At 37.2% G+C, this 22,657-nt stretch carries 26 protein-coding genes and 3 tRNA genes; 8 read left to right on the top strand and 21 right to left on the bottom strand.

Annotated features, from left to right (window positions below; all coding sequences use genetic code 11):
* Positions 1-41: 41 nt before the first annotated feature.
* Entirely contained in the window at positions 42-674 is a 633-nt protein-coding gene (locus CKV78_RS00280; protein WP_005765114.1) for an FKBP-type peptidyl-prolyl cis-trans isomerase, read from the top strand.
* 50 nt (positions 675-724) lie between these two features.
* On the opposite strand, the gene CKV78_RS00275 is transcribed toward CKV78_RS00280, so the two are convergent.
* Positions 725-1,051, bottom strand: a complete 327-nt coding sequence (locus CKV78_RS00275) for a hypothetical protein (protein ID WP_005765112.1) — start codon at positions 1,049-1,051, stop codon at positions 725-727.
* A 146-nt stretch (positions 1,052-1,197) separates the two neighbouring features.
* A complete protein-coding gene (proB, locus tag CKV78_RS00270; protein ID WP_032855706.1) occupies positions 1,198-2,310 on the bottom strand; it encodes a glutamate 5-kinase in 1,113 nt (370 codons plus the stop codon).
* 156 nt (positions 2,311-2,466) lie between these two features.
* Between proB and CKV78_RS00265 the strand changes: the two genes are divergently transcribed.
* Genes CKV78_RS00265 through folA form a run of 3 tightly spaced genes read left to right on the top strand, consistent with a single transcriptional unit; the run spans position 2,467 to position 4,240 of the window.
* A complete protein-coding gene (locus CKV78_RS00265) occupies positions 2,467-3,255 on the top strand; it encodes a threonine/serine exporter family protein (RefSeq protein WP_005765109.1) in 789 nt (262 codons plus the stop codon).
* Position 3,256: 1 nt separating this feature from the next.
* Positions 3,257-3,718, top strand: a complete 462-nt coding sequence (locus tag CKV78_RS00260) for a threonine/serine exporter family protein (protein ID WP_005765107.1) — start codon at positions 3,257-3,259, stop codon at positions 3,716-3,718.
* Between the two features lie 36 nt (positions 3,719-3,754).
* Positions 3,755-4,240, top strand: coding sequence for a type 3 dihydrofolate reductase (gene folA, locus CKV78_RS00255; protein WP_005765106.1), 486 nt, complete (start codon positions 3,755-3,757; stop codon positions 4,238-4,240).
* Positions 4,241-4,295: 55 nt separating this feature from the next.
* On the opposite strand, the gene CKV78_RS00250 is transcribed toward folA, so the two are convergent.
* The 3 genes from CKV78_RS00250 to CKV78_RS00240 all read right to left on the bottom strand — a co-directional run bounded on the left by CKV78_RS00250 (position 4,296) and on the right by CKV78_RS00240 (position 7,297).
* Entirely contained in the window at positions 4,296-6,455 is a 2,160-nt protein-coding gene (locus CKV78_RS00250) for a heavy metal translocating P-type ATPase (RefSeq protein ID WP_005765104.1), read from the bottom strand.
* Positions 6,456-6,530: 75 nt separating this feature from the next.
* On the bottom strand, positions 6,531-6,743 hold the full coding sequence (locus CKV78_RS00245; RefSeq protein ID WP_032855670.1) for a heavy-metal-associated domain-containing protein: 213 nt from the start codon (positions 6,741-6,743) through the stop codon (positions 6,531-6,533).
* A gap of 83 nt (positions 6,744-6,826) precedes the next feature.
* Positions 6,827-7,297, bottom strand: coding sequence for a DMT family transporter (locus CKV78_RS00240; RefSeq protein ID WP_005765100.1), 471 nt, complete (start codon positions 7,295-7,297; stop codon positions 6,827-6,829).
* Between the two features lie 187 nt (positions 7,298-7,484).
* Here CKV78_RS00240 and CKV78_RS00235 point away from each other — a divergent pair, with 187 nt between their 5' ends.
* Positions 7,485-8,189 (top strand): 7-cyano-7-deazaguanine/7-aminomethyl-7-deazaguanine transporter, encoded by a 705-nt coding sequence (locus CKV78_RS00235; RefSeq protein WP_005765097.1) that lies wholly within the window; start codon positions 7,485-7,487, stop codon positions 8,187-8,189.
* A gap of 160 nt (positions 8,190-8,349) precedes the next feature.
* Here CKV78_RS00235 and ppiD read toward each other — a convergent pair whose 3' ends face one another.
* From ppiD to dapA, 3 genes are all read right to left on the bottom strand, one after another.
* The gene (gene ppiD / locus CKV78_RS00230) at positions 8,350-10,227 is read right to left on the bottom strand and encodes a peptidylprolyl isomerase (RefSeq protein WP_005765096.1); all 1,878 of its coding nucleotides are present in this window, start codon (positions 10,225-10,227) and stop codon (positions 8,350-8,352) included.
* A gap of 220 nt (positions 10,228-10,447) precedes the next feature.
* Positions 10,448-11,455, bottom strand: a complete 1,008-nt coding sequence (gene bamC / locus CKV78_RS00225) for an outer membrane protein assembly factor BamC (protein WP_005765094.1) — start codon at positions 11,453-11,455, stop codon at positions 10,448-10,450.
* Between the two features lie 113 nt (positions 11,456-11,568).
* Positions 11,569-12,465, bottom strand: a complete 897-nt coding sequence (gene dapA / locus CKV78_RS00220) for a 4-hydroxy-tetrahydrodipicolinate synthase (protein WP_032855669.1) — start codon at positions 12,463-12,465, stop codon at positions 11,569-11,571.
* A 174-nt stretch (positions 12,466-12,639) separates the two neighbouring features.
* Here dapA and bcp point away from each other — a divergent pair, with 174 nt between their 5' ends.
* Positions 12,640-13,107 (top strand): thioredoxin-dependent thiol peroxidase, encoded by a 468-nt coding sequence (gene bcp / locus CKV78_RS00215; RefSeq protein ID WP_005765090.1) that lies wholly within the window; start codon positions 12,640-12,642, stop codon positions 13,105-13,107.
* A 69-nt stretch (positions 13,108-13,176) separates the two neighbouring features.
* On the opposite strand, the gene purT is transcribed toward bcp, so the two are convergent.
* The 4 genes from purT to CKV78_RS00195 all read right to left on the bottom strand — a co-directional run bounded on the left by purT (position 13,177) and on the right by CKV78_RS00195 (position 16,213).
* Positions 13,177-14,358: a formate-dependent phosphoribosylglycinamide formyltransferase gene (gene purT, locus CKV78_RS00210; protein ID WP_005765088.1), complete on the bottom strand. Its 1,182-nt coding sequence runs from the start codon at positions 14,356-14,358 to the stop codon at positions 13,177-13,179.
* Between the two features lie 49 nt (positions 14,359-14,407).
* Entirely contained in the window at positions 14,408-14,914 is a 507-nt protein-coding gene (gene luxS, locus CKV78_RS00205; RefSeq protein WP_005765086.1) for an S-ribosylhomocysteine lyase, read from the bottom strand.
* Positions 14,915-15,105: 191 nt separating this feature from the next.
* Entirely contained in the window at positions 15,106-15,585 is a 480-nt protein-coding gene (locus CKV78_RS00200) for a YqaA family protein (RefSeq protein ID WP_005765083.1), read from the bottom strand.
* 28 nt (positions 15,586-15,613) lie between these two features.
* Positions 15,614-16,213 carry a beta-phosphoglucomutase family hydrolase gene (locus CKV78_RS00195; RefSeq protein ID WP_005765081.1) on the bottom strand — a complete coding sequence of 200 codons (600 nt, stop codon included), beginning with the start codon at positions 16,211-16,213 and terminating at the stop codon, positions 15,614-15,616.
* A 121-nt stretch (positions 16,214-16,334) separates the two neighbouring features.
* Between CKV78_RS00195 and CKV78_RS00190 the strand changes: the two genes are divergently transcribed.
* Positions 16,335-16,715, top strand: a complete 381-nt coding sequence (locus tag CKV78_RS00190; RefSeq protein ID WP_005765079.1) for a PRD domain-containing protein — start codon at positions 16,335-16,337, stop codon at positions 16,713-16,715.
* A gap of 151 nt (positions 16,716-16,866) precedes the next feature.
* Here the strand turns inward: CKV78_RS00190 and CKV78_RS00185 are convergent.
* The 9 genes from CKV78_RS00185 to arsC form a co-directional block, all read right to left on the bottom strand.
* A tRNA-Arg gene (locus CKV78_RS00185) sits at positions 16,867-16,943 on the bottom strand.
* 64 nt (positions 16,944-17,007) lie between these two features.
* Positions 17,008-17,084: transfer RNA gene (locus CKV78_RS00180), tRNA-Arg, on the bottom strand.
* Between the two features lie 46 nt (positions 17,085-17,130).
* Positions 17,131-17,223 (bottom strand) — tRNA-Ser (locus tag CKV78_RS00175).
* 106 nt (positions 17,224-17,329) lie between these two features.
* Positions 17,330-19,345: a DNA helicase Rep gene (gene rep / locus CKV78_RS00170; RefSeq protein WP_005765076.1), complete on the bottom strand. Its 2,016-nt coding sequence runs from the start codon at positions 19,343-19,345 to the stop codon at positions 17,330-17,332.
* A gap of 8 nt (positions 19,346-19,353) precedes the next feature.
* Positions 19,354-19,575 (bottom strand): YceK/YidQ family lipoprotein, encoded by a 222-nt coding sequence (locus tag CKV78_RS00165; protein WP_005765073.1) that lies wholly within the window; start codon positions 19,573-19,575, stop codon positions 19,354-19,356.
* A gap of 362 nt (positions 19,576-19,937) precedes the next feature.
* Positions 19,938-20,261 (bottom strand): hypothetical protein, encoded by a 324-nt coding sequence (locus CKV78_RS00160; RefSeq protein WP_005765071.1) that lies wholly within the window; start codon positions 20,259-20,261, stop codon positions 19,938-19,940.
* A gap of 244 nt (positions 20,262-20,505) precedes the next feature.
* Positions 20,506-20,799, bottom strand: a complete 294-nt coding sequence (locus tag CKV78_RS00155; protein WP_005765068.1) for a DUF5377 family protein — start codon at positions 20,797-20,799, stop codon at positions 20,506-20,508.
* A 4-nt stretch (positions 20,800-20,803) separates the two neighbouring features.
* Positions 20,804-21,082: an alternative ribosome-rescue factor A gene (locus CKV78_RS00150; protein ID WP_005765066.1), complete on the bottom strand. Its 279-nt coding sequence runs from the start codon at positions 21,080-21,082 to the stop codon at positions 20,804-20,806.
* Positions 21,083-21,156: 74 nt separating this feature from the next.
* A complete protein-coding gene (gene arsC, locus CKV78_RS00145) occupies positions 21,157-21,507 on the bottom strand; it encodes an arsenate reductase (glutaredoxin) (RefSeq protein ID WP_005765064.1) in 351 nt (116 codons plus the stop codon).
* Between the two features lie 79 nt (positions 21,508-21,586).
* Between arsC and CKV78_RS00140 the strand changes: the two genes are divergently transcribed.
* A complete protein-coding gene (locus CKV78_RS00140) occupies positions 21,587-22,654 on the top strand; it encodes an AI-2E family transporter (protein ID WP_005765062.1) in 1,068 nt (355 codons plus the stop codon).
* The last annotated feature ends 3 nt before the right edge of the window (positions 22,655-22,657 follow it).

Here is a 22,657-nt window from a genome sequence, read left to right as displayed (position 1 = left end):
TTCTTAATTATTTAACTACAATAGAAACAATAGGAAAAACAATGAGTAAACAATTTTTTGACCAAGTGTCATTAGAAAGCCTTTCAGCAAAAGGTAGCTATGGTATCGGTTTACAAATCGGTCAGCAATTATTAGAAAGCCAACTTGATGTGACGGCTGAAGCTGTAGCAAAAGGTATTTTTGATGTATTAAATCAAAATGCACCAGCACTTGAGTTAAACGAAGTAGGTCAAGCGTTACAAACATTACAGCAACAAGCAGCTGAAGCGCAACAAGCACAATTCAAAGAAATTGAAGCTGCGGGCAAACAATTCTTAGCAGAAAATGCACAAAAAAGCGGAGTTAAAACCACTGAGTCAGGTTTACAATATGAAGTGTTAGTAGAAGGTAATGGTAAAGTGCCTGCTCGTGAAGACAAAGTACGAGTTCATTACACTGGTACATTAATCGATGGTACAGTCTTTGATAGCTCTGTAAAACGTGGTCAACCAGCTGAATTCCCAGTAAATGGAGTCATTGCAGGTTGGATTGAAGCATTATCAATGATGCCAGTAGGTTCAAAATGGCGCTTAATCATCCCTCACAACCTTGCTTACGGCGAGCGTGGTGCAGGTGCCTCAATTCCTCCGTTCAGTACATTAGTATTTGAAGTTGAATTATTAGATATTCTTTAATAATGAAACATAAAAAAAGTGCGGTGATTTTTACCGCACTTTTTTATTTGTTAAGCTTTTGAACCTCGCTTATAAGCATTTTCCCACGAGATTAAAAATCGATCTGGCACTGGCTGCTTGGTTTGCTCTTCACAATAAGTTTTACGTTGTGAAAGTAATTTTTGTTTATGTTCACGGAATGATTTTCCTACTCTATAACCGTCTAAATACCAGTCATCATTATCTAAACATTCCACTGTATTAATCCGTTTTTCGCTACTTGTCACATTAAACGGTTTACGCGCTTCAATTCGTTGATAAGATGTGCCTGAACTTTGTACACACCCTGCCATTACGAGAGTAATTAACCCAAATGCACATAACTTAATTACTTTCATTTTTACTCCTCTTACAACTTTTACAACCTTTACAACTTTTACAACCTTTACAACTTTTACAACCTTTACAACTTTTACAACCTTTACAACCTTTACAACCTTTACAACTTTTACAACTTTTACAACTTTTACAACTTTTACAACTTTTACAAGACGATCATATCATCACGATGTACCGCAACTGAACCATACTCATAACCAAGAATTTGTTCAATATCTTGTGACTTTTTGCCTTTGATTAAGCTCAATGCATCGCTGTTATAACGTGGCATACCTAAAGCAATATCTTTGCCACCTTTAGTACGAATACGCACAACTTCGCCACGAGAGAAACGCCCTTCTACACTAACAATACCCGCAGGTAATAATGATTTATGCTGAATTAATACCGCACTTTCTGCACCGTCATCAATAGTAATAATGCCTGCTGAAGGTGCAGCATAAAGCCATTGTTTACGGCTTTCAAGCCGATCAGACTGAGCAATAAATTTTGTTCCGATAGTTTCACCATAGGCTAAATCAGCAATCACATTTGAGCGATTACCTGGGGCAATAATGGTTTCAATGCCAGATCGAGTTGCAACATCTGCGGCAGTAATTTTAGTTGACATACCACCTGTACCAAGGTTTGTACCACTGCCACCCGCAATAGAACGAATATGGTCCGTAATTTTACTCACTTCAGTGATCAATTTAGCATCTGGATTTTTACGCGGATCACTATCAAATAATCCTTGTTGATCGGTTAATAAATATAGCTGTTCCGCTTGTACCAAAATCGCCACTAATGCGGATAAATTATCATTATCCCCCACTTTAATTTCAGAAGTAGCTACTGCATCATTTTCATTAATGACTGGAATAATCTGATTATCTAGTAGCGCATGCAAAGTATCACGAGCATTGAGGAAACGTTCACGATCTTCAATATCCGCACGTGTTAATAAGATTTGTCCAATATGAATATCATAAATAGCGAACAACTTTTCCCACGTTTGGATTAACTGGCTTTGCCCTACCGCAGCCAATAATTGTTTAGATGCAATCGTTGGGGGTAATTGAGGGTGATTCAAATAATGACGACCTGCTGCAATCGCTCCAGAGGTCACAATCACTAAACGAAAGCCTGCGTGATGAAGTTGAGCTAATTGGCGCACAATTTCCATCATATGCGGCAAATTCAATTTGGCTGTACCTTGCGTTAAGGTGCTTGTACCAAATTTCACAACAATGGTTTTATCAGTTTTAATTTTCTGCATTTTATAACTTAATTTTGTAAAAATAATCTGTAAATTATCACTAATAATTAGAAAAATCATCAAGTTTTCACCGCACTTTGTATGATTTAGAACAAATTTTTTTTACTAAAAGGGCATATAATAAACAACATTTCTTTTTTACGTAGGATTCTTGTTATGGACTCATCACATCCTTTAGACACGGAACGGCAAAGAGAAGTCACACGTCTTTGTATTCAAGTTGCTCAATTATTGCTACAACACGGCGCAGAAAGTGCGGTTATCGTACAAATGGCACATCGATTAGGACTTGCCCTAGGCATTGAAAGCGTTGAATGCGCCCTCACCCCAAATGCAATTATTCTCACTACCTTAAATAATAATCATTGCATTACTACTGTGCGGAAAAACCAAGATAAAGGAATTAATATGCAGGTAGTCACCGAAGTTCAACGCATTGTCATCACGGCAGAACACAAAATTTATGATATTCGCCAAGTAAAAGAAAAACTCGATCGTATTCGTCCACTTAAATATAACCGTTATTTTGTAGTATTCATGATCGGCTTATCTTGTGCCTCTTTTGCCCATTTATCCGGCGGAGATCCGCTTGTTTCATCAATCACATTTATCGCTGCTGCGATTGCAATGTATGTACGTCAATTACTTGCAGCACGCCACTACAATCCACTTATTGTATTTTCAATTACTGCATTTGTTGCCACATTAATTGCGGGGATTTCATTCAAATATAATATTGGCAATCAACCACAAATAGCAATGGCATCTAGCGTCTTGTTATTAGTACCAGGTTTCCCTTTAATCAATGCATTAGCAGATATTTTAAAAGGGCATATTAATATGGGCATTGCTCGTTGGGCTATTGCAACCATTTTAACTTTTGGCGCATGCCTAGGTATTGTCTTTGCGCTAAGTGTTTTAGGCATTACAGAATGGGGAAAATAAAATGTTATTATTTAGTTTATTAGACGATATGTTTTTTGCTGCCATTCCTGCTGTCGGCTTTGCGCTTGTGTTCAATGTTCCACCTAATGCCTTAAAATATTGTGCGATTTTAGGTGCTTTAGGCCATGGCTTCCGTATGTTGTTAGTGCATTTTGATGTTCCATTAGTGTTCGCAACTTTTTGCGGTGCTGCATTAATTGGTTTTATTGGGGTACACTTGTCTCATCGTTACTTAGCACATCCAAAAGTATTTACTGTCGCTGCAATTATTCCAATGATCCCAGGTGTTTATGCTTATAAAGCAATGTTGACAGTGGTCCAAGTACATAACGAAGGTTGGTCACATGAACTCACAGCACTGCTATTTGACAACTTTATTAAAACAGGATTTATTCTCGGTGCATTAGTTTTTGGGTTAGCATTACCCGGCTTACTGTTCTATAGACAAAAACCTGTGGTATAGTAACCGCACTTTTATGCTCTATTTCAGGAAACTCAAATGACATTTAGTCTTATTGTTGCGATAACAAAAAACCGCGTGATTGGGAAAGACAATCAAATGCCTTGGCATTTACCTGCCGACTTAGCTTGGTTCCGCCAAAATACCACTGGCAAACCAGTGATTATGGGGCGTAAAACCTTTGAAAGCATTGGTCGCCCACTACCTAAACGTGTTAATATTGTACTGTCTCACCAACCTTATGAACACGAAGGCATCACTTGGAAAAGCAGCCTTGAAAGTGCGGTCGATTTTGTCAAAGATTCACCTGAAATTATGCTGATTGGCGGCGGAGAGTTATTTAAACAATATTTATCGAAAGCGGATAAACTGTATTTAACCGAAATCCAAACAGAATTAGAAGGCGATACTTATTTCCCTGAAATTATGTGGGATGAATGGACAATTGAACACGATGAATTGCGCAAGTCCGATGAAAATAATCCTTATGATTGCCGTTTTCTGATTTTACGCCGTAAAGCTTAGATAAATAAAATAAGGGCAACCTACTTGGTTTGCCCTTTTATTTTTAGACAAGCCATCATTCTATTTTCATACGTTTCAAACGTAACGCATTCATTAACACTGACACCGAACTCATCGCCATCGCCGCACCTGCAATAATTGGGTTTAACAAGCCAATCGCTGCCAATGGTATCCCTAATACATTATAAATAAAGGCAAAAAATAGATTCTGTTTGATATTTTTTAATGTTGCTTGGGAAAGTAGCAATGCATCGACCATTTGATTTACAGAATGTTGCATTAATGTCGCCGATGCAGTATGTTCTGCTACATCCGCCCCATTTTTCATTGCAAAACTCACATTAGCAGTTGCTAACGCAGGCGCATCATTGATTCCATCACCTACCATTGCAACAACTTTACCCTCTGTTTTTAACTGCTCGATTCTATTTGCTTTATCGCGTGGTGATAAATTCCCATAGGCTTTTTGAATACCTAATTGATTTGCAATATATTCCACTGCACTTTGTTGATCGCCACTCATCACATAGACTTCAATGTTATGTGCCTGTAATCGTTTAATCGCTTGAGCAGAATCTGGTTTTAATTTATCTGCAATAGCAAATGCACCAATAGGTTGACCATTGACAGCAACAGCCACGATGCTCGCTAGCTGCCAAATAGGATCGTCTAACTCTGGCAATTGAAGTTGACAATAATCTGCCTTACCCATTTTCACCGAACCCACACTTTCAACATCTGCTTGGACACCGGCTCCAAGTGCGGTCTGAATTTGTGAAATTTCAAATAAAGTAATGCCTTTTTGTTGCGCCTTTTGCACAATAGCTTTGGCTAATGGATGGGTTGCATATTGTTCTACGGAAGCAGCCAAGCGATAAAAATCTCGCTCAGAATAACCGCACTTTTCATCTATCCAAACTGCTGCAATTTGTGGTTTTCCTTCAGTTAAAGTTCCCGTTTTATCTAATACTACAGCATTTACTCGTGCGCTCTCTTCCATTGAAGCAGCATCTTTGAAACGGATGCCGTGCTTAATCGCATTACCCATTCCTACCATAATCGCAGCAGGTGTTGCTAAGCCCAAAGCACAAGGGCAAGCTATCACTAACACGGCAACAGCATGCATTAAAGCAGTTACAGAATCTTGTTTAAACCAATAAGTTAATCCAAAGGTAAGTAATGCAATCAGTACCACTATAGGCACAAATACCGAAGCCACTTTATCCGTAAAACGAGCTATGGGTGCTTTAGTCCCCTGAGCTTCTGACAACGCATTCATCATATCGCCTAATAAGGTTTGGCTACCTAATTGCTGTGCACGATATTCAAGTGAGCCTTCACTTAGCATTGCTCCAGCAAGCACTTTACTGCCGGACTTTTTCATTTCTGGTTTTAGTTCACCTGTTAAATGACTTTCATCTGCCCAACCGGTACCGTTTTCTACCACACCATCTGCCGCAATACGTTCACCTTGATTTACACGCAATAGATCGCCAATGCGAACTTGATCTAAGGGTAACATTTGCCATTGAGAATTACGTTGTACCATGACTTGTTGTGGTGTGAGTTTAATTAATAGTCCAAGGCTATTTAAACTGTGTTTTTTAGTTCGATCTTCCAGAAATTTACCTAAACTCACGAAACCTAATACCATTACGCTAGCTTCAAAATACACAGGTGGGACTTCGTGGTGGTGCTCTGGAGCTACTAATAACATAAACATAGAATAAAAATAAATACTTAAGGTACCAAGGCTAACAAGTACATCCATATTGGCTAAACCACCTTTTAAACTGCTCCATGCACTTTTATAAAAAGGAATTGCTAACCAAAACTGAACAATACTTGCCAAAACAAATTGCCATTTTGTAGGCAACATCCATTGGTGTTTACCAAACATCATTCCAAACATACCAATGATAAAAGGAATATTAATCAATAAGAGTAAACACAAACGCCAAGGTAGTGTCTTTGTTTGAATAATTTGAGGTGTTTTTTCTGATTTAATACTGCCATCGAAGCCTGTATTTTGAATGATTTGTAGAATATCCTCTGCCGAATGTTGGGCGTCGTCAAAACTCACTTGCAGTTGCTCACTAGCAAAATTAACAGTAGCTTGTTCTACAAAAGGCTTTTTATTAAGGACCTTTTCAATACGAGTCGCACAAGCTTGGCAAGTCATTCCTTGTATTTGGATTATGATGTTCTGTTGCATATTATCTTTCCGAAAAACTTTAAAAAATAGATAAAAATATAGACTGAAAATTTCAGTCTATATTTAAAATAGGCATTAAGTAAGTGATACATCAAAACCTGCATTTTCAACTACATCAATTAATTTATTCACAGAGACCTGACTTGAATCAAATTGAATTTGAGCAGAGGCATTCTCCAAACTAACATCAACATTTGAAACGCCCTCTAATGCATCCAGTACTCGAGTCACAGTTTTCACGCAACCACTGCAGTGCATTCCCTCGACTTTAAGCATAATTGTTTGCATACTATTTCCTTTCTCCATATTTAGTTGAACAACATACAACAAAGTTATTATAAAAAGTACCGCACTTTTTTCTTAGTGCACAATCAATTAAAAAATTTCACTAATTTGTCACCAAAGAAAAAGGTTATTAATCCAATACCTACAATCCCTAACCCAATGAGTTTAAACAAATTGACTTCACGAATAGGCATATGAATTAACCCGTAATGATCGATGATCATCGCTGTAATCAACTGCCCTACAATAATGAAAAACAGCATATTAGTAATTCCCATTTTTGGGGATAATAATACTGTAGTAAACACGACCAATGCACCTAATGCGCCGCCGAGATACTTCCACCAAGAATGATGGTGAGCCGTCGTTAAATTACCCACTAAATCAGTTTTCAGTGAGGCAATAATCAGCAATAAAATTGCCCCAGATCCAAAGGATATAAAAGTTGCAATTAATGGCTCATTATTCATCGCCTTTGCAAGCTGGGAATTAATTGCTGCTTGAGAAGCCAAAGCAACACCCGCCACTAGCGCAATTAAAATATAAAGAATAAACATATTTTATCCAATCTAAAAAACTCTCCCCTATTGTAACGAGAATATTTTCAACTGCAAACGTTTACCTCATTTAAGGTGGCTTGCAATCCTGATTAAAATTAGTATGATTGAGCACTCACAAAGTGAACACTCTATTATTTCTCATTTTTGGGTTCCCTCACCCCAATTCATATCAAAAAGGTACAACATGAAAACACTTTCAATATTTACAAATCAACAAACTCGACATGCACTTATTTTTCTGAGTTTTTTCCACATTTTTATCATTGCTGCAAGTAACTATCTTGTACAAATCCCTTTCAAAATTACACTTCCTTTGAGTTTATTCGGAGAAAGTGAAAATTTTAGTTTCCATAGTACGTGGGGAACATTAACATTCCCATTTATTTTCTTAGCCACTGATTTGACAGTACGTCTATTCGGGGCCAAAGAAGCAAGATGGATCATTTTTATCGTGATGATTCCAGCCTTAGTTATGAGCTATGTAATTTCAACACTGTTTTCTGACTCACAATATCAAGGTCTGAATGCATTAGCCACTTTTAATAATGTTGTGTTCCGTATTGCAATTGCAAGTTTTTTTGCCTATGTATTCGGACAATTATTAGATGTATTAGTTTTCAATCGATTACGTCAGTTGAAAACCTGGTGGATTGCTCCAAGTAGTTCAATGATTTTCGGCTCAATGGCAGATACATTCCTTTTCTTTGCTATCGCATTCTATGCAAGCAGCGATCCATTTATGGCAGAACATTGGATGGAATTAGGTTTTGTCGATTATTTATTTAAGCTCTTTATTGGTATTTTGCTTTTCGTGCCAGCTTATGGTGTGGTATTAAATATGGTTTTACGTAAAATCACTGCACTATCAACAACATTACAAACTATATAATGTGCTAAAAATAAATAAAAAAGTAATCAATCAGCCCTCAAATAATATTGAAGGCTGATATTTTTTATAAAATAAATGAGCACAGAGAGTACATAAAAAATAAAAAGGACCAAATTCTATTGAATTCGGTCCTTAAACTAATAAAAGTATTGATTAATACTTATTCTTCAGTGTATTCGTAGAATTTATCATTCACCTCAATTTTCGCTTGAGAACGTAATGCTTGAATTAGGCTGTTTTGTAATTCGAACTCACGCGTTTGTTCAACTTGTAAGTCAAATGCTTTACGCTGTTCTTCAGTTAACGAACCTTGTTCAACCGCATTCAATTGAATTAACACGATTTCACCATTACCTGATTTAGCTGCTTGGTAAGTCGTTTCACCTGCTTTAAACGGCATTGCAAACACTGCATTTGCCAATGTTTGATCACTATTTTGTGCAAATACCCAGCTTTCTTCTTTAGCAAAGTTAACACCTTTTGGTAACTCTTGCTTTGGATTTTGTGTTAAATTTTTAGCAATTTCAGATACTGCCGCCAATACCGCACTTTCTGCTTTCTGACGCTTTAATAAAGTTTCGATATCCGCTTTCGCTTCTTCTAGGCTACGCACACCTTCTGGGGTATTTTTCAATACTCTCACTACGATAGAATGTTGGTCGCCCACATTCATTGGCTCAGAATTCACACCACCTTGTGAAATATCAGAATGGAAAATCGCAGACACCACATTTGGATAATTCAACTCCATAGGCATATCGTTTGCTGAGAAGAAATCAGTTTCTTTAATTTCTAAGCCCGCAACTTCAGCTGCTTTCGCTAAACTCTCAGGATTTTCAAAGGCTTTTTCAGCCATTTGTTTTTCCACAGAAAAATATTGGTTATTTACTAAGTTTTGACGGATTTGATCAGCAATTTGTGTTTTCACTACAGATAATGGTAAAGCTTCTGCTGATTTACGATCAGTCACTAAAATAATATGATAATGGCTATCTACTTTCACTGGTTGGCTAAATTTGCCTACTTCAAGTGCATTTGCTGCATCCTCAAAGGCTTTAGGCAAACCACCTGCACTTAACCAGCTTAAATCACCTCCATTTGCCGCAGAAATTTTATCTAAGGAACGTGCACTTGCTAAACCTGCAAAATTTGCGCCATCCTGTAATGCAGCATACACTTCTTGGGCATCTTGCTCAGTTGCTAACTCAATGTGAGAAATACGTTGTTGACCTTGAGAAACATATAATGCTTTGTTGTCTTGATAATATTGTGCGATTTCAACATCAGTCACTTGAATATTTTTCTCAACATCCGCACGAGTTAATTCAATATATTGAACTTTCGCTAATTCAGGCACCGAAAACGCTGATTTATTCGCATCGTAATATGCTTTGATTTCCTCTTCAGTCACTTGTTGTTGTGCAATTTCATCCTTCAAATCAAATTTAGCTAAACGTAATTTACGAGTTTGAAAGAATAATTCTGTTAGTTGATCTTGCTGTGCTGGTACGCTAAACGCACTTTCTGCTAAACCTGATTGTAGTTGATCTAAACGTAATGCCTCACCCACATAAGCGGCATACATATCCGCATTCATCCCGTTTAGCTGTAATCTTCTTTGATATAAATTATTATCAAATTTGCCGTCAGTCTGGAAAAGCTCACTAGTTACAATTTCTTGTTTAATACGCTCATCGCTCACCGCAAGTTTTAGATCATTTGCATATTGACGTAATAATTCTTGATTAACTAAGCTGTTTAAAACGCTTTGTCTCAAATTAGATACAAAACCTTTGGAGCCCGCAACTGCTGCAAATTGTGAACCTAATTGTTGATTTAAACGCTCAAACTCAGACTCATAACGTTGGTGAAACGCCTGTTGTGTGATCTCTTCGCCATTTACTTTAGCCACAGAAGTATCTACATTGGTAAAAACATAACCTGTAATACCACTTAAAACAAAAGCCACAGCAATCAGACCTAACACCAGTTTTGATACCCAACTATTTGTTATGCTGTGAAGTTTCTCAATTAACATTGTTGTTATCCTATAACTATTTTTATTAACACAAAATTAGCACGATTATAATAGAAAGTCGGCATTTTCGCACTAGCAAAGATCACTCAATATAAAATAACCTTGTAGACTGATATTTAAGACCGAAATAAATCTTCCAAGATTTTACTGATTTCTATATCTATTAAAACCAAAACAACACTGCGCTTAAGTTTCACACAGTGTTGTTATTCAAAATCAATTATTTTGATAATGCATTTTTTAATGCTTGGTAAAGTGCTTGCGCTTTTTCTGGTGTGAGCTCATTGCCCCCTTCATCCGTAAAAACAACCGCACTTTGTTTACCTAATGCACTTAACTGCATAAAGTAAGTGCCCTTATCCAAAATATTACCTTCGCCACCACTAAACGGCCACCACATTGAGCTACTAACTGGACGATAATCCAACTTTCGTGTTCCCCGACCAATAATTTCATCTTTAATTTCAAAATCTAAACGTGGTAATACTTGACCTAATTTTACCCAAGCGTGATTAAATGTCGCATTCAATGCCAAGGCCGTACGACCATTGCTGTCTTTGCTCAATGCTGATTGAATTGGATTAAAACCTGAGTTATTGAGATCTTGCAATTGCTTACGATAGGTCGAATTTAACTGACCAATTAATTGATTTAAACGATCTGAGGTATAACGCTGTTTATCTTTCAGGTTTGGAGTAAAAATCACATCATCACGTTTAGCTTGTAGCACTGACACAAACAAAGCACTGTAACCACCTGAATGAACTTGTTCAATATCATATTGTAGCTGAACATTGCCAATATCATCAGTACGCCCAGCACCTGTCCAACCTGTTGTGATCTTATTTCCTGTGAGTTTATATTCCACACCTTGTTCTGTTAATAATCGTGCCACTTGCTCAAGGCTATAAATTTGCTTTTTATCGTTTGGATAAGCAATCAATGCTCTTTCACCATCAAATTGTGCCACGGAATTTTGAATAATCGCACGTGGGCTCTCTGGTGGGCGAATATCTACATTATCCGCTCTTTGGATCTTAACTTGAGGAATCTGATAAGTGTTATCTGCTTTTGGTAAATTCACTCCACCAGTTGCTAAAGGTGCAAATGCAGGTAATGCTTCGTCTGAATTTTGGTAAGCATCATTTGCACGTTGTTTACTTTCATTACTGGTAGAACAAGCGGCAAGTGTACCTAACAAAGCAAGGGGTAATAACCAGTTCTTCATACATATTTCCTCAAATGATTAATTTTATTTTAAAAGTTACCGCACTTTGACAATCACATTGAATAAAAGTTTAGGGTCTGATATGCCAGACCCTAAACCTCATCAATGACTAATTAAAGTAAACCCGCAGCTTTTAATGCGTCTTCTACTTTAGACTGTGCAGATTCACTTAATGTGGTTAATGGCAAGCGCAAAGTCGGAGTTTCAATTAAACCTAAGCGATAGGCAGCCCATTTAACTGGGATTGGGTTAGATTCCACAAACAAATTTTGATGCAATGCCATTAAACGCTGATTAATTTTTTCTGCTTCTTCAAATTGACCATTCAACGCTAAATGGCACATTTTCGCCATATCTGCAGCTGCAATGTTATTAGTAACAGAAATTACACCTTGACCGCCTAATTTCATCGATTCTAAACCTGTTGAATCATCACCGCTTAAGAAAATGAAATCTTCGCCTGCTAATTGTTTAATTTTCGCTACACGGCTCACATCACCCGTTGCTTCTTTAATCCCTACAATATTTTTAATTTTTGCTAAACGTCCCACTGTTTCTGGTTGCAAATCACTCCCTGTACGGCTTGGCACGTTATAAAGAATTTGCGGTAAATCGGTACATTCTGCGATAGCTTTAAAGTGCTGAAACATCCCTTCTTGTGTTGGTTTATTGTAGTAAGGCACAACAGAAAGACACCCTGCCACACCGCTATCGTTCAATAATTTTGTCATCACAATAGCTTCACTTGTAGCATTAGCACCTGCGCCTGCTATAACAGGAATACGTCCATCAGCAAACTCTAATGTTTTTAAAATTGTCTTAACATTTTCATCAATACTTAATGTTGCTGCTTCTCCCGTTGTTCCCACAGAAACAATAGCATCCGTTCCTGCATTAATATGATATTCCACTAACTTCTTCAGGTTGACAAAATCAATTTCGCCAGAACTGTCCATTGGGGTGACGATAGCCACGATGCTACCTGAGAATAAATAATTATGCGATGACATAAATCCTCCTGAGGATACTGAGAGTTTTAAATAGCTATCATTTTTAGAATGATTACACTATATTGATTGTTGAGTTTGCTTGTAAATATTAATTTAAGATCGCTAAAATGATTTGAATTTGCAAGCAATTTTTTCAATTTTTTGAACAAACTTATTTCCCACAAGGAGATTTTAATGAAAACCTTACAAATTGGTGACATTGCGCCACAATTTACGCTTTTTAATCAATACAATGAACCTATCTCTCTAAGACAATTCGAAGGCAAAAAAGTGCTTATTTATTTTTACCCTAAAGCACTCACACCCGGCTGTAATACGCAAGCTTGTGGCTTACGTGACAGCAAAACAGAATTAGAAAAATTAGGCGTAGTGATTTTAGGGATCAGCCCAGATACTCCAGAAAAATTACATAAATTCACGGAAAAAAAAGATCTGAATTTTTATTTATTAGCCGATCAAGAGCATCAAGTTGCAGACCAATTTGGCGTGTGGGGACAAAAGAAATTTTTAGGCAAAACTTATGATGGTATTCACCGCATTAGCTTTTTGGTCGATGAACAAGGCAAAATTGAGCAAGTGTTTACACAATTTAAAACCTCAAACCACCATCAAGTCGTGTTGGACTATTTAACACAAAAATAATAGCTTAAAAAAATAAAAACTGACCGCACTTTAAGGTATCAAGTGCGGTCAGTTTTCAGAAAGTTTTAATTACAATATAATTTCTAATTTATCATAAGCTCTACGTGCTTTTTCTAATGCTGCCACCACAGATTCATCACGAGCTAAGATCACCCCCATTCGGCGGTGTCCATTCACTTCACCTTTACCAAATAAACGAATATTGGTATTTGGTTCTGCAAGTACTTCGTTCAAATTGCTGAATTGAACTTGATTTGATTTACCCTCCACCACAATTGCTTTTGATGCTGACGGGCTGATTAAATTAATTTCAGGAATTGGTAATCCTAAAATCGCACGTGCGTGTAATGCAAACTCTGATAATTCTTGTGAAATTAAAGTTACCATCCCTGTGTCATGTGGGCGTGGTGACACTTCGTTGAAAATCACTTCATCACCACATACGAACATTTCCACACCGAAAATGCCACGCCCGCCTAATGCACCTGTGATTTTTTCTGCAATTTCTTGTGCTTTCAATAATGCAATCTTTGACATTGCTTGTGGCTGCCAAGACTCTCGATAGTCACCATCAATTTGAATATGCCCAATTGGTGCTAAAAATGATGTGCCGTGAATGTGACGTACTGTTAAAAGCGTAATTTCATAATCAAATTTGACGAAACCTTCAACAATAACACGACCACCTCCAGCACGACCACCTTGTTGTGCATAATCCCACGCTTTTTGGATATCATCAGCGGATTTCAAAATACTTTGCCCATGTCCAGAAGAAGACATAATAGGTTTTACTACACAAGGAATACCAATTTTTTCTACCGCACCTTTGAAGTCCTCAAAATTATCTACAAATTGGTAATTTGAGGTCGGTAAACCCAATTCTTCCGCAGCTAAACGACGAATACCTTCGCGGTTCATTGTTAATTGTGTTGCTTTTGCTGTTGGGATTACATTAAAACCCGCTTGTTCTAATTCAACTAAAGTGGCTGTAGCAATCGCTTCCACTTCTGGCACGATATAATCTGGCTTTTCTTTCTCAACTAAAGCCTTTAATGCCTCTCCGTCAAGCATTGAAATAGTATAAGCACGATGAGCAACTTGTTGTGCTGGTGCATTTTCATAACGATCCACTGCAATAACTTCAACGCCTAAACGCTGTAGCTCGATGACCACTTCTTTACCTAATTCCCCCGAGCCTAACATCATTACTTTGGTGGCTTTAGCTGTAAGTGCGGTACCAATTTTTGTCATTTTTATTTCCTTCTGGATATTGTGTTTGGATAATTTGAATAATAATAGATTAAGGATTTAATAATTTTTCATCCAACAATAAATCGTCATTTTTATTAACACCTACACCACTTGCAATCACATCTTTAGCAATTTGATGTGCATCAGGCAAAGAATGTTCTTTATAAGAACCACATTGATATTCGTTTAATTCGGGAATTTGGCTTTGTTTCTCCACTTTTAATACATCGTGCATTGATGCTAGCCACGCCTCTGCCACTTGCTGTTCTGTTGGTGTGCCGATTAATGACATATAAAACCCTGTGCGGCATCCCATTGGAGAAATATCAATAATTTCTACACTTTCACTATTCAAGTGATCACGCATAAAACCTGCAAATAAATGTTCTAATGTGTGAATACCTTGTGGAGAAAGAATCGCTTTATTTGGTGCACAAAAACGTAAATCAAACACTGTAATTTCATCACCTTTGGGTGTTTTCATAATTTTTGCGACACGCACTGCAGGCGCATTCATTCTTGTATGATCGACTTTGAAGCTATCAAGTAATGGCATAATTCTTCCTTTTATTTTAGTTTTGATTAAATTTTGATAAATTTATTGAACTTTCTAAAAAACTACTAGTCTTAAATTACAGCAACTTGCAGTTGTTTTTAATAAAATTGGTTCCTTAGGTTATTTCACCACCCATCTTGGGTGGTGTTTTTTTATGTCTAATACCCAATTAGACCAATTTTCTTCACAATTTAAAACAAGTTTATCGTTAAAAATAGTAAAAAAGCATATCGAACCATTTTCCCGATAAAGATTAAAATAAATGCCCCAAACACATTTAATCTTAACCAACCTGCAATACCACAAAACAAATCCCCAATAACCGGCAACCAACTGAACAACAATGCCCATATACCATACCGTTGTAATAATCTAATTGTTATCTCAAAGCGAGGATTTTGTTGCTGTTTTTGTTGAGCTCTTGGCATTAAACGCCCAAGCCAATAGGTTGTTAAGCTACCTAAGCTATTTCCCAAAACTGCGATAGCAAATAAATTTGCAATCGAAGAATACGAAACATGATCGATTTGTTTAGTTAACAACGCAACAAAAATGATTTCGGAATTACCTGGTAAAATTGTCGAGCTTAGAAATGCACTGGCAAACATTAACCACAAGTCATATTGCGGCGAAACACTTTCCCACCATTGTAATGAAAGCCAATCCCACATCTTATTCTACGCTCATGAAGTACTACAATTAACCTGTAATTAAAGTTTCTGTGCGCACATCAAAGGCATGCATACCTGCAGTCAATGCAGCTTGAATACCAAAATCCGCATCTTCAAACACTAAACATTTTTTCGCATCAACATGAATTAATTCAGCACAGCGTAAAAAAGTATCTGGTGCGGGCTTATGTTGTGCAACGTCTTCAGAAGTGACAACTGCACCAAAACAATGTGCAATTTCCAGTTTATTTAATAATTTATGCGTAATTTCTCGATGAGATCCTGTGCCTAACGCCATCGGTTTCTTACCATAATAACGTTGTACAATATTTGCGGCAGGTAATAAAGTCGCTTCACTTAGAATTAAAGCTGAACCAAACTGACGTTTTAATGTCATGACTTCTTTTAAATGTTCCAACGGCATATTAGCCCTCATCATCATTTCTTCAGCAATGGTTTTTAATGGTGCACCAGCTAATTCGTACATTACTGAAGGCGATAAAGGATAACCCATTCTTTCTGCGACCATTATCCACGCACGCTCGTGGCAAGGCATTGTATCAATCACGGTGCCGTCCATATCAAAAATTAATCCATCATATTGCTCAAGAACTGTTGAATCTAACATTACTCACTCTTTTTAAACATTAATGAAAAGTAAGCTTATTTTGCTATAAATTTGTGATCTCTGCACTGTTTAATTTGTTCAAAGTAAGCTAGACTTCACTAGACTCAGATGCGAGGGTTGTATGGATATTCAAGCACATTTAGAAATGTTACAAGTGCGAAAATTAATTGATGAGCAAATAGTAGAAATTGTGTTCAATACCAAAACACATTTAGCTGAACATTGGCACGTTAACGTTGAAACATCGCAAGTACAAACAATGTTAGTGCATTTAGCAAATGCGCTCGGACGTATTAAAAGACAGCATTGTGCATCCCCATTACATAAAGACTTTCAACATAAAATTCAAAGCTCAGTCTGTTTTCCAATAGTTTCTGCAATGCATCAAGAAATTCTTCAGCTTATTCCTTTCCCAATTCCAGCAAACGAACAAACTTATTTTCTCGCCAATTATTATGCGCTGTTATTAGATCAACCTGAAATTTTAAATAAGTTACAATAAGAAAGCTTTAGGATATGAAAAATCATAAAAAATTGACCGCACTTTTAAGCTTAAAATGCTCAAAGCAATAAAAAAATTTAGAGTTATAAATACTTAATATCTATAAATGAAATGAATTTTAAAATGAAGTATCAGGATGTGGATTATGAAATGGCGCACCCGAGAGGATTCGAACCTCTGACCGCTCGGTTCGTAGCCGAGTACTCTATCCAGCTGAGCTACGGGTGCGTATATTTGATTCCCATTTATTTACTTGCATTAACCATTTCAAATATTAGAGCCTATTTGGAAATGGCGCACCCGAGAGGATTCGAACCTCTGACCGCTCGGTTCGTAGCCGAGTACTCTATCCAGCTGAGCTACGGGTGCAGCATCGTTTTACATTCACTAATTTAGTGAGTAAAACCTGAGTAAATGGCGGTGAGAGAGGGATTCGAACCCTCGATAGAGTTTTTGACCCTATACTCCCTTAGCAGGGGAGCGCCTTCAGCCTCTCGGCCATCTCACCGCAATCGGTTTGTGGGCGGTATAATACGGTTTTATAAAAATAAGTCAAATCATTTTTACAAAAAATTATTCGACTGAATAATTTCTCTACAAAAAAATAAGAAATCCTATTTCCCACGCAAAATAGCACGTAAGTTAGCCAATTGATTAGCTGTATTTTGTTTTTCTTGCTCTTTACTCATTGGTGGCTTATTACGAGCCCATTGAATATCGTCTGCCGGTAATTCTGCTAAAAAGCGACTCGGTTCAGTTTTTAATATCTCACCAAATTGACGACGCTCTTTACACAATGAAAAACATAATGTTTGTTGTGCGCGCGTAATCCCAACATAAGCTAAGCGACGCTCTTCCTCCACATTGTCTTCATCAATGCTAGTTTGGTGAGGCAAAATGCCTTCTTCCATTCCAATTAAAAACACGTGAGGAAACTCCAACCCTTTTGAAGCGTGTAATGTCATTAATTGCACTTGATCGCTTTCGTCATCATCTTCGCCACGCTCTAACATATCGCGCAACGTTAAACGGGTAACAACTTGATTCAAACTCATTGGCTCATCAACGTCATTTCCATTCAGCATATCTGCAACCCAGTCAAACAAAGTTGCAACGTTTTTACTTTGCATTTCAGCCGCTTTGGGACTGGTTGCATATTCATAAAGATATTCTTCATAATGCAACTGAGCCAACATTGTACGAATGGCTTGAGCCGGTTCAGAACGCGCCACTTCATCTGATAAGTTCACAATCCACTGCGCAAAATTTTGCAATGCATTGTAGGCTTTAGGGGTGATCCGTTGAATAAGCTCAAAATCAAAAATCGCATCAAATAAACTCGTGTGTTTTTCTTGTGCTAGCTCACCTAGCTTTTGCAGCGTGATAGTACCAATTTCACGCCTTGGCGTGTTCACAATACGCAAAAATGCTGCATCATCATCTTGATTCACCAACAAGCGCAAATACGCCATCATATCCTTAATTTCAGCACGCGAGAAAAACGAAGTGCCACCTGAAATTTTATAAGGAATACGGTTTTGCATTAACACTTTTTCCAATAAACGGGATTGATGGTTACCGCGATACAAAATCGCATAATCTTTATATTTGGTTTTCCGCATAAAACGATGTGCGATCAACTCCCCCACAACACGTTCGGCCTCATCATCCTCATTTTTTGCTTCCAGCACCTGCAACTTTTCGCCTTCGCCCAAATTAGAAAACAATTTTTTATCGAACACGTGTTCATTGTTATCAATCAAAATATTGGCACAATGTAAAATGCGGTGCGTTGAGCGATAATTTTGCTCAAGTTTAATCACTTTTAATTGTGGGAAGTCCGTTTTTAAGCGAATCATATTTTGCGGTCTAGCACCACGCCACGAATAAATGGACTGATCATCATCACCCACCACTGTAAAGCAAGCTCGATCGCCCACCAATAATTTGATCAATTCATATTGGCTCGTATTAGTGTCTTGATATTCATCCACCAGCAAATAACGAATTTTCTGCTGCCATTTCGACCGCACTTCTTCATTTTGCTTGAACAACAAGGTCGGCAACATAATCAAATCATCAAAATCCAACACATTGTAAGCTCGAATTTGCTGGCTATAACGTTCATAACAGTGTGCAAAAGTATGTTCTTTTGCATCCCTTGCCTGTGCCTTCGCTTTCTGTGGTGAAATCAGATCATTTTTCCAGTTGGAAATCGTTGAAATCAGCTCACGCAGAAGATCTTTATCTTCCGAAAGCAAATCTGCGGTAAGTTCTTTGAGTAACGCAAGCTGATCGTGTTCATCAAACAACGTCATATTGGATTTAAAACCCAAATGTTTGTATTCACGTTTGATAATATCGAAACCTAAGGTGTGGAAAGTTGACACAATCAAGCCACGACTCGCCTCTTTACCAATAGACTGAGCGACACGCTCTTTCATCTCACGTGCGGCTTTGTTCGTAAAAGTGACTGCGGCAATTTGACGTGGTAAATAACCGCACTTTTCAACTAAATGTGCGATTTTATTAATGATAACACGTGTTTTGCCAGAGCCAGCCCCAGCCAATACAAGGCAAGGGCCTGTGACATATTCAACGGCTTGCTGTTGTTGTGAATTTAATTTCATCGTATTCGTTATTCAGATTCTTGCGCCCACACATAAGGCAATAGTGCGGAATCAAGTAAAAAAGATAAAGGCAAATCTAAGATAGGCAATCCCCATTTCTTCGCCATTTCAAAATCATATTTTGTGCCCGCATAGGCTGTATAGGGTGCTGTAGGGTCTAACAACTTCACCACAGTCCCACACCCCTGAAGCCCCCAAAGTGCGGTCAAAATTAACAAAATTTTTTGCATCATCTCTGCCCATAAAAAAGATGGGCTAATAATATAAGCAATACAAAGAAAATGCGATAAGAAATTGAGGGGGTTGAGCTGAGTTGATTGTTGATTAGAAAATGAAATAGGGATAAATTTGAACTATCGATTATTTGAAAAACGATGAGGCGCCCTAAACGCAAGCAGAAAGGTGAAATAGTCCTTTTGGGAAGTGTCTAAATGTAGGAAGCTCTACTAGATACTTGTGACTTTTAAATTACACATTAACAAATAAAATCTTAAAAACAAAAATCCGCAATATTAAGTGCGGATTTTTGTTTCCTAAATTTGAAAAAAACATTTAACTATAAATTCTATTTTTAGATAAGCTTCTTTTAAAATTAAAGTTTCTTCTTATATACTTTGCCATTTTTATTTAGCGTAAAACTATCGCCGTTGATTGTTCCAACCTCTGAGTCATCACTTATATGGTATAAAACATTATTCTTTTTGTAAGTAACTACTTTATAACCTCCTAAAGTTGGTCTGCCACTTATCATTGCTGTGCCTTTAATCCATGTTGCTACAATGTATTTTTTACCGTCTTGATCTATTGTTAAATTCTTTTCTTCTGGGTTTGAGTAGGTCCCTGTAATAGACTGTTCATTACACCCAACTAACGTCAATGCAACTAAAGCTGAAAAGGCTAATTTTTTTAATTTCATAGATATTCTCCTTGCCGTTCTAATATTTATTTTTTAACTAAATCAATAACTATTGGCTTTAAATTGCTTTCTTATGAATTTTTATTTCGCTATTTTATAGCTTTATATAAAAATCCCGAAAGTATTTTATGTTATTTATGTATTTAAGCATTAAGAAATATATTCTATTGCTCAAATAGCAATATTTTCAGTCCCCTTGAGATGAGAATTTCAAGGGGCATCGTTTTTCTAGAAGGAATGAAACTTAAGCCTTAACGCCTAAGTTGCCGATTTTGATACCTAAAAAGCCCATACTCACTGGGTCAAGGTAGTCACCGAGGAATTTGAAAAGCTCACTTAAATCGGTAAAAGTGCGGTTGATTTTTACTTGATCTTCTACTTTACGTGTAAATTCATAAGCAATTTCATCACCCTTAATATGCGCTTCAAGTGTGATATAAATGGTTTCAAAAAAGTGGCTTTGCGCCCCTTCTTCACCAGGGTCACTAATTCTTACATTCCAATTATTACTAAAAAGTACTTCCGTTTGCATAGTCATAAATTTACCTCGCTGAGTTTAAATGAGTTGCATTGTTGTAAATGTTGTTTAAGAAAAACCCGATTATAAAATCTTTCAAATCAAAAATTTTATAATCGGGCTTTTCAAAAAATTTCCCTACATGTTTCGCTTTTCGCTGATAGCTGCCTTTTCCTTTGCGTTTTTTCTCAATTCGCTGACGGAATAACGGATCGTGTAATAATGCGCAAATGGCATTATCTTTAATTGTTCCACGCTTGTGCTGATAAGGCTGAGCACTTTGTGGCTGATGTTTTTTTGCCATAATTTTTCCTTATAAAGTAATTAACATTTGCCCGTTTATTTTAATTAACAAACGGGCAACATTATAAAGCGAAATTAGAGAATCTCAAGTACAGATTCTGGTGGGCGACCGATTTTAGCACGCTCACCGTTGACCACGATTGGACGCTCTAATAATGCGGAATTTGCTACCAAAGCGTCTAACAATTGTTGTTCTGTCACATCAGGTTGATTTAAGCCTAAAGTGGCAAATAATTCATCTTTGGTTCTCATCATTTCACGAAAACTTTTCACGCCTAATTTTTTTGCAATTGATTGCAATTCTTCAGTAGTGAATTGATGGTTTAAGTAGGCTTGTACGTCAAGCTCACATTGTTTTTGTTCTAAAAGTGCTAATGTTTCGCGACTTTTGGAACAACGTGGATTGTGATAAATCGTGATTGTCATAGAATTTCCTCGCTTAATAATATGATCTCGTTAGATTTTAACTTATAATCGCTCAAAATGCTTACCTTAAGGGAATATTATGATCGAAATGTTAAAAAGTTGGTATAACAACCGTTTTAGCGATCCGCAGGCGATGGGGTTGTTTGCTATCTTGTTATTTGGTTTTATTTCTATTTATTTTTTCAGTCATTTAATCGCACCGTTACTGATTGCAATTGTGTTGGCGTACCTTTTAGAATGGCCAATTCGTTTTCTGACCGATAAACTTAAATTCCCACGTTTATTATCAACCGCACTGATTTTTGGCGGTTTTCTTAGCTTGATTTTAGTGATTGTGCTTGTGCTTATTCCAACACTTTGGACACAAACTGTTAACTTAGTCAGTGATCTTCCGCATATGTTCAATACGATTAACGTGTGGTTACTTTCTTTGCCTGAGCATTATCCTGAACTTGTGGATTATCAAACTATTGATTCTGTACTCAACTCTGTGAAAGCCAAAATTCTTGGCTTCGGTGAGTCTGCATTAAAATTCTCTCTTACCTCGTTATTAAGTTTGGTGACACTTGGCATTTATGCTTTCTTAGTGCCGTTAATGGTGTTCTTTTTATTAAAAGACAAAAAAGAATTGATGACTGGCGTAAGCCGTTTCCTACCGAAAAACCGCACCCTTGCCTCTAACGTTTGGCAAGAAATGCAACAACAAATTGCTAACTATATTCGTGGAAAATTATTTGAAATTATCATTGTAACCGCAGTAACTTATGCAATTTTCTTGTTCTTTGGTTTGAATTATTCCTTGTTATTAGCGGTTGCTGTGGGCTTATCTGTGCTTGTGCCTTATATCGGTGCGGTGTTAGTGACTATTCCAGTAGCGTTAGTGGCTGCAGCGCAATTTGGTATTAGCCCAACATTTTGGTATATCCTTATTGCTTATATTGTGAGTCAGCTTTTAGACGGTAATTTATTAGTGCCGTTCTTATTCTCAGAGGCTGTAAACTTACATCCGCTTGTCATTATTATTGCGGTTTTAATTTTCGGTGGTTTATGGGGTTTCTGGGGCGTGTTCTTTGCGATTCCATTAGCAACATTAGTGAAAGCCGTTGTGAATGCATGGCCTTCATCAGAACAAACACCACACGCATAGCGA

Source organism: Pasteurella dagmatis (genome assembly GCF_900186835.1).
Taxonomy (GTDB): Bacteria; Pseudomonadota; Gammaproteobacteria; order Enterobacterales; family Pasteurellaceae; genus Pasteurella; species Pasteurella dagmatis.
Note: the sequence above shows the minus strand (reverse complement) of the source record. Positions and strands in the feature narration are given on the sequence as shown.

What these genes read in the sequence shown, in the direction of transcription:
- CKV78_RS00140 (WP_005765062.1), top strand. Translation starts at nt 21,587, where the DNA reads ATGATCGAAATGTTAAAAAGTTGGTATAACAACCGTTTTAGCGATCCG.
- ppiD (WP_005765096.1), bottom strand. Translation starts at nt 10,227, where the DNA reads ATGTTAATTGAGAAACTTCACAGCATAACAAATAGTTGGGTATCAAAA.
- bcp (WP_005765090.1), top strand. Translation starts at nt 12,640, where the DNA reads ATGAAAACCTTACAAATTGGTGACATTGCGCCACAATTTACGCTTTTT.
- dapA (WP_032855669.1), bottom strand. Translation starts at nt 12,465, where the DNA reads ATGTCATCGCATAATTATTTATTCTCAGGTAGCATCGTGGCTATCGTC.
- CKV78_RS00280 (WP_005765114.1), top strand. Translation starts at nt 42, where the DNA reads ATGAGTAAACAATTTTTTGACCAAGTGTCATTAGAAAGCCTTTCAGCA.
- luxS (WP_005765086.1), bottom strand. Translation starts at nt 14,914, where the DNA reads ATGCCATTACTTGATAGCTTCAAAGTCGATCATACAAGAATGAATGCG.
- proB (WP_032855706.1), bottom strand. Translation starts at nt 2,310, where the DNA reads ATGCAGAAAATTAAAACTGATAAAACCATTGTTGTGAAATTTGGTACA.
- CKV78_RS00165 (WP_005765073.1), bottom strand. Translation starts at nt 19,575, where the DNA reads ATGCAAAAAATTTTGTTAATTTTGACCGCACTTTGGGGGCTTCAGGGG.
- CKV78_RS00235 (WP_005765097.1), top strand. Translation starts at nt 7,485, where the DNA reads ATGAAAACACTTTCAATATTTACAAATCAACAAACTCGACATGCACTT.
- CKV78_RS00245 (WP_032855670.1), bottom strand. Translation starts at nt 6,743, where the DNA reads ATGCAAACAATTATGCTTAAAGTCGAGGGAATGCACTGCAGTGGTTGC.
- folA (WP_005765106.1), top strand. Translation starts at nt 3,755, where the DNA reads ATGACATTTAGTCTTATTGTTGCGATAACAAAAAACCGCGTGATTGGG.
- purT (WP_005765088.1), bottom strand. Translation starts at nt 14,358, where the DNA reads ATGACAAAAATTGGTACCGCACTTACAGCTAAAGCCACCAAAGTAATG.
- CKV78_RS00160 (WP_005765071.1), bottom strand. Translation starts at nt 20,261, where the DNA reads ATGAAATTAAAAAAATTAGCCTTTTCAGCTTTAGTTGCATTGACGTTA.
- CKV78_RS00265 (WP_005765109.1), top strand. Translation starts at nt 2,467, where the DNA reads ATGGACTCATCACATCCTTTAGACACGGAACGGCAAAGAGAAGTCACA.
- CKV78_RS00250 (WP_005765104.1), bottom strand. Translation starts at nt 6,455, where the DNA reads ATGCAACAGAACATCATAATCCAAATACAAGGAATGACTTGCCAAGCT.
- rep (WP_005765076.1), bottom strand. Translation starts at nt 19,345, where the DNA reads ATGAAATTAAATTCACAACAACAGCAAGCCGTTGAATATGTCACAGGC.
- CKV78_RS00190 (WP_005765079.1), top strand. Translation starts at nt 16,335, where the DNA reads ATGGATATTCAAGCACATTTAGAAATGTTACAAGTGCGAAAATTAATT.
- CKV78_RS00200 (WP_005765083.1), bottom strand. Translation starts at nt 15,585, where the DNA reads ATGTGGGATTGGCTTTCATTACAATGGTGGGAAAGTGTTTCGCCGCAA.
- CKV78_RS00195 (WP_005765081.1), bottom strand. Translation starts at nt 16,213, where the DNA reads ATGTTAGATTCAACAGTTCTTGAGCAATATGATGGATTAATTTTTGAT.
- CKV78_RS00150 (WP_005765066.1), bottom strand. Translation starts at nt 21,082, where the DNA reads ATGGCAAAAAAACATCAGCCACAAAGTGCTCAGCCTTATCAGCACAAG.
- arsC (WP_005765064.1), bottom strand. Translation starts at nt 21,507, where the DNA reads ATGACAATCACGATTTATCACAATCCACGTTGTTCCAAAAGTCGCGAA.
- CKV78_RS00155 (WP_005765068.1), bottom strand. Translation starts at nt 20,799, where the DNA reads ATGACTATGCAAACGGAAGTACTTTTTAGTAATAATTGGAATGTAAGA.
- CKV78_RS00275 (WP_005765112.1), bottom strand. Translation starts at nt 1,051, where the DNA reads ATGAAAGTAATTAAGTTATGTGCATTTGGGTTAATTACTCTCGTAATG.
- CKV78_RS00240 (WP_005765100.1), bottom strand. Translation starts at nt 7,297, where the DNA reads ATGTTTATTCTTTATATTTTAATTGCGCTAGTGGCGGGTGTTGCTTTG.
- bamC (WP_005765094.1), bottom strand. Translation starts at nt 11,455, where the DNA reads ATGAAGAACTGGTTATTACCCCTTGCTTTGTTAGGTACACTTGCCGCT.
- CKV78_RS00260 (WP_005765107.1), top strand. Translation starts at nt 3,257, where the DNA reads ATGTTATTATTTAGTTTATTAGACGATATGTTTTTTGCTGCCATTCCT.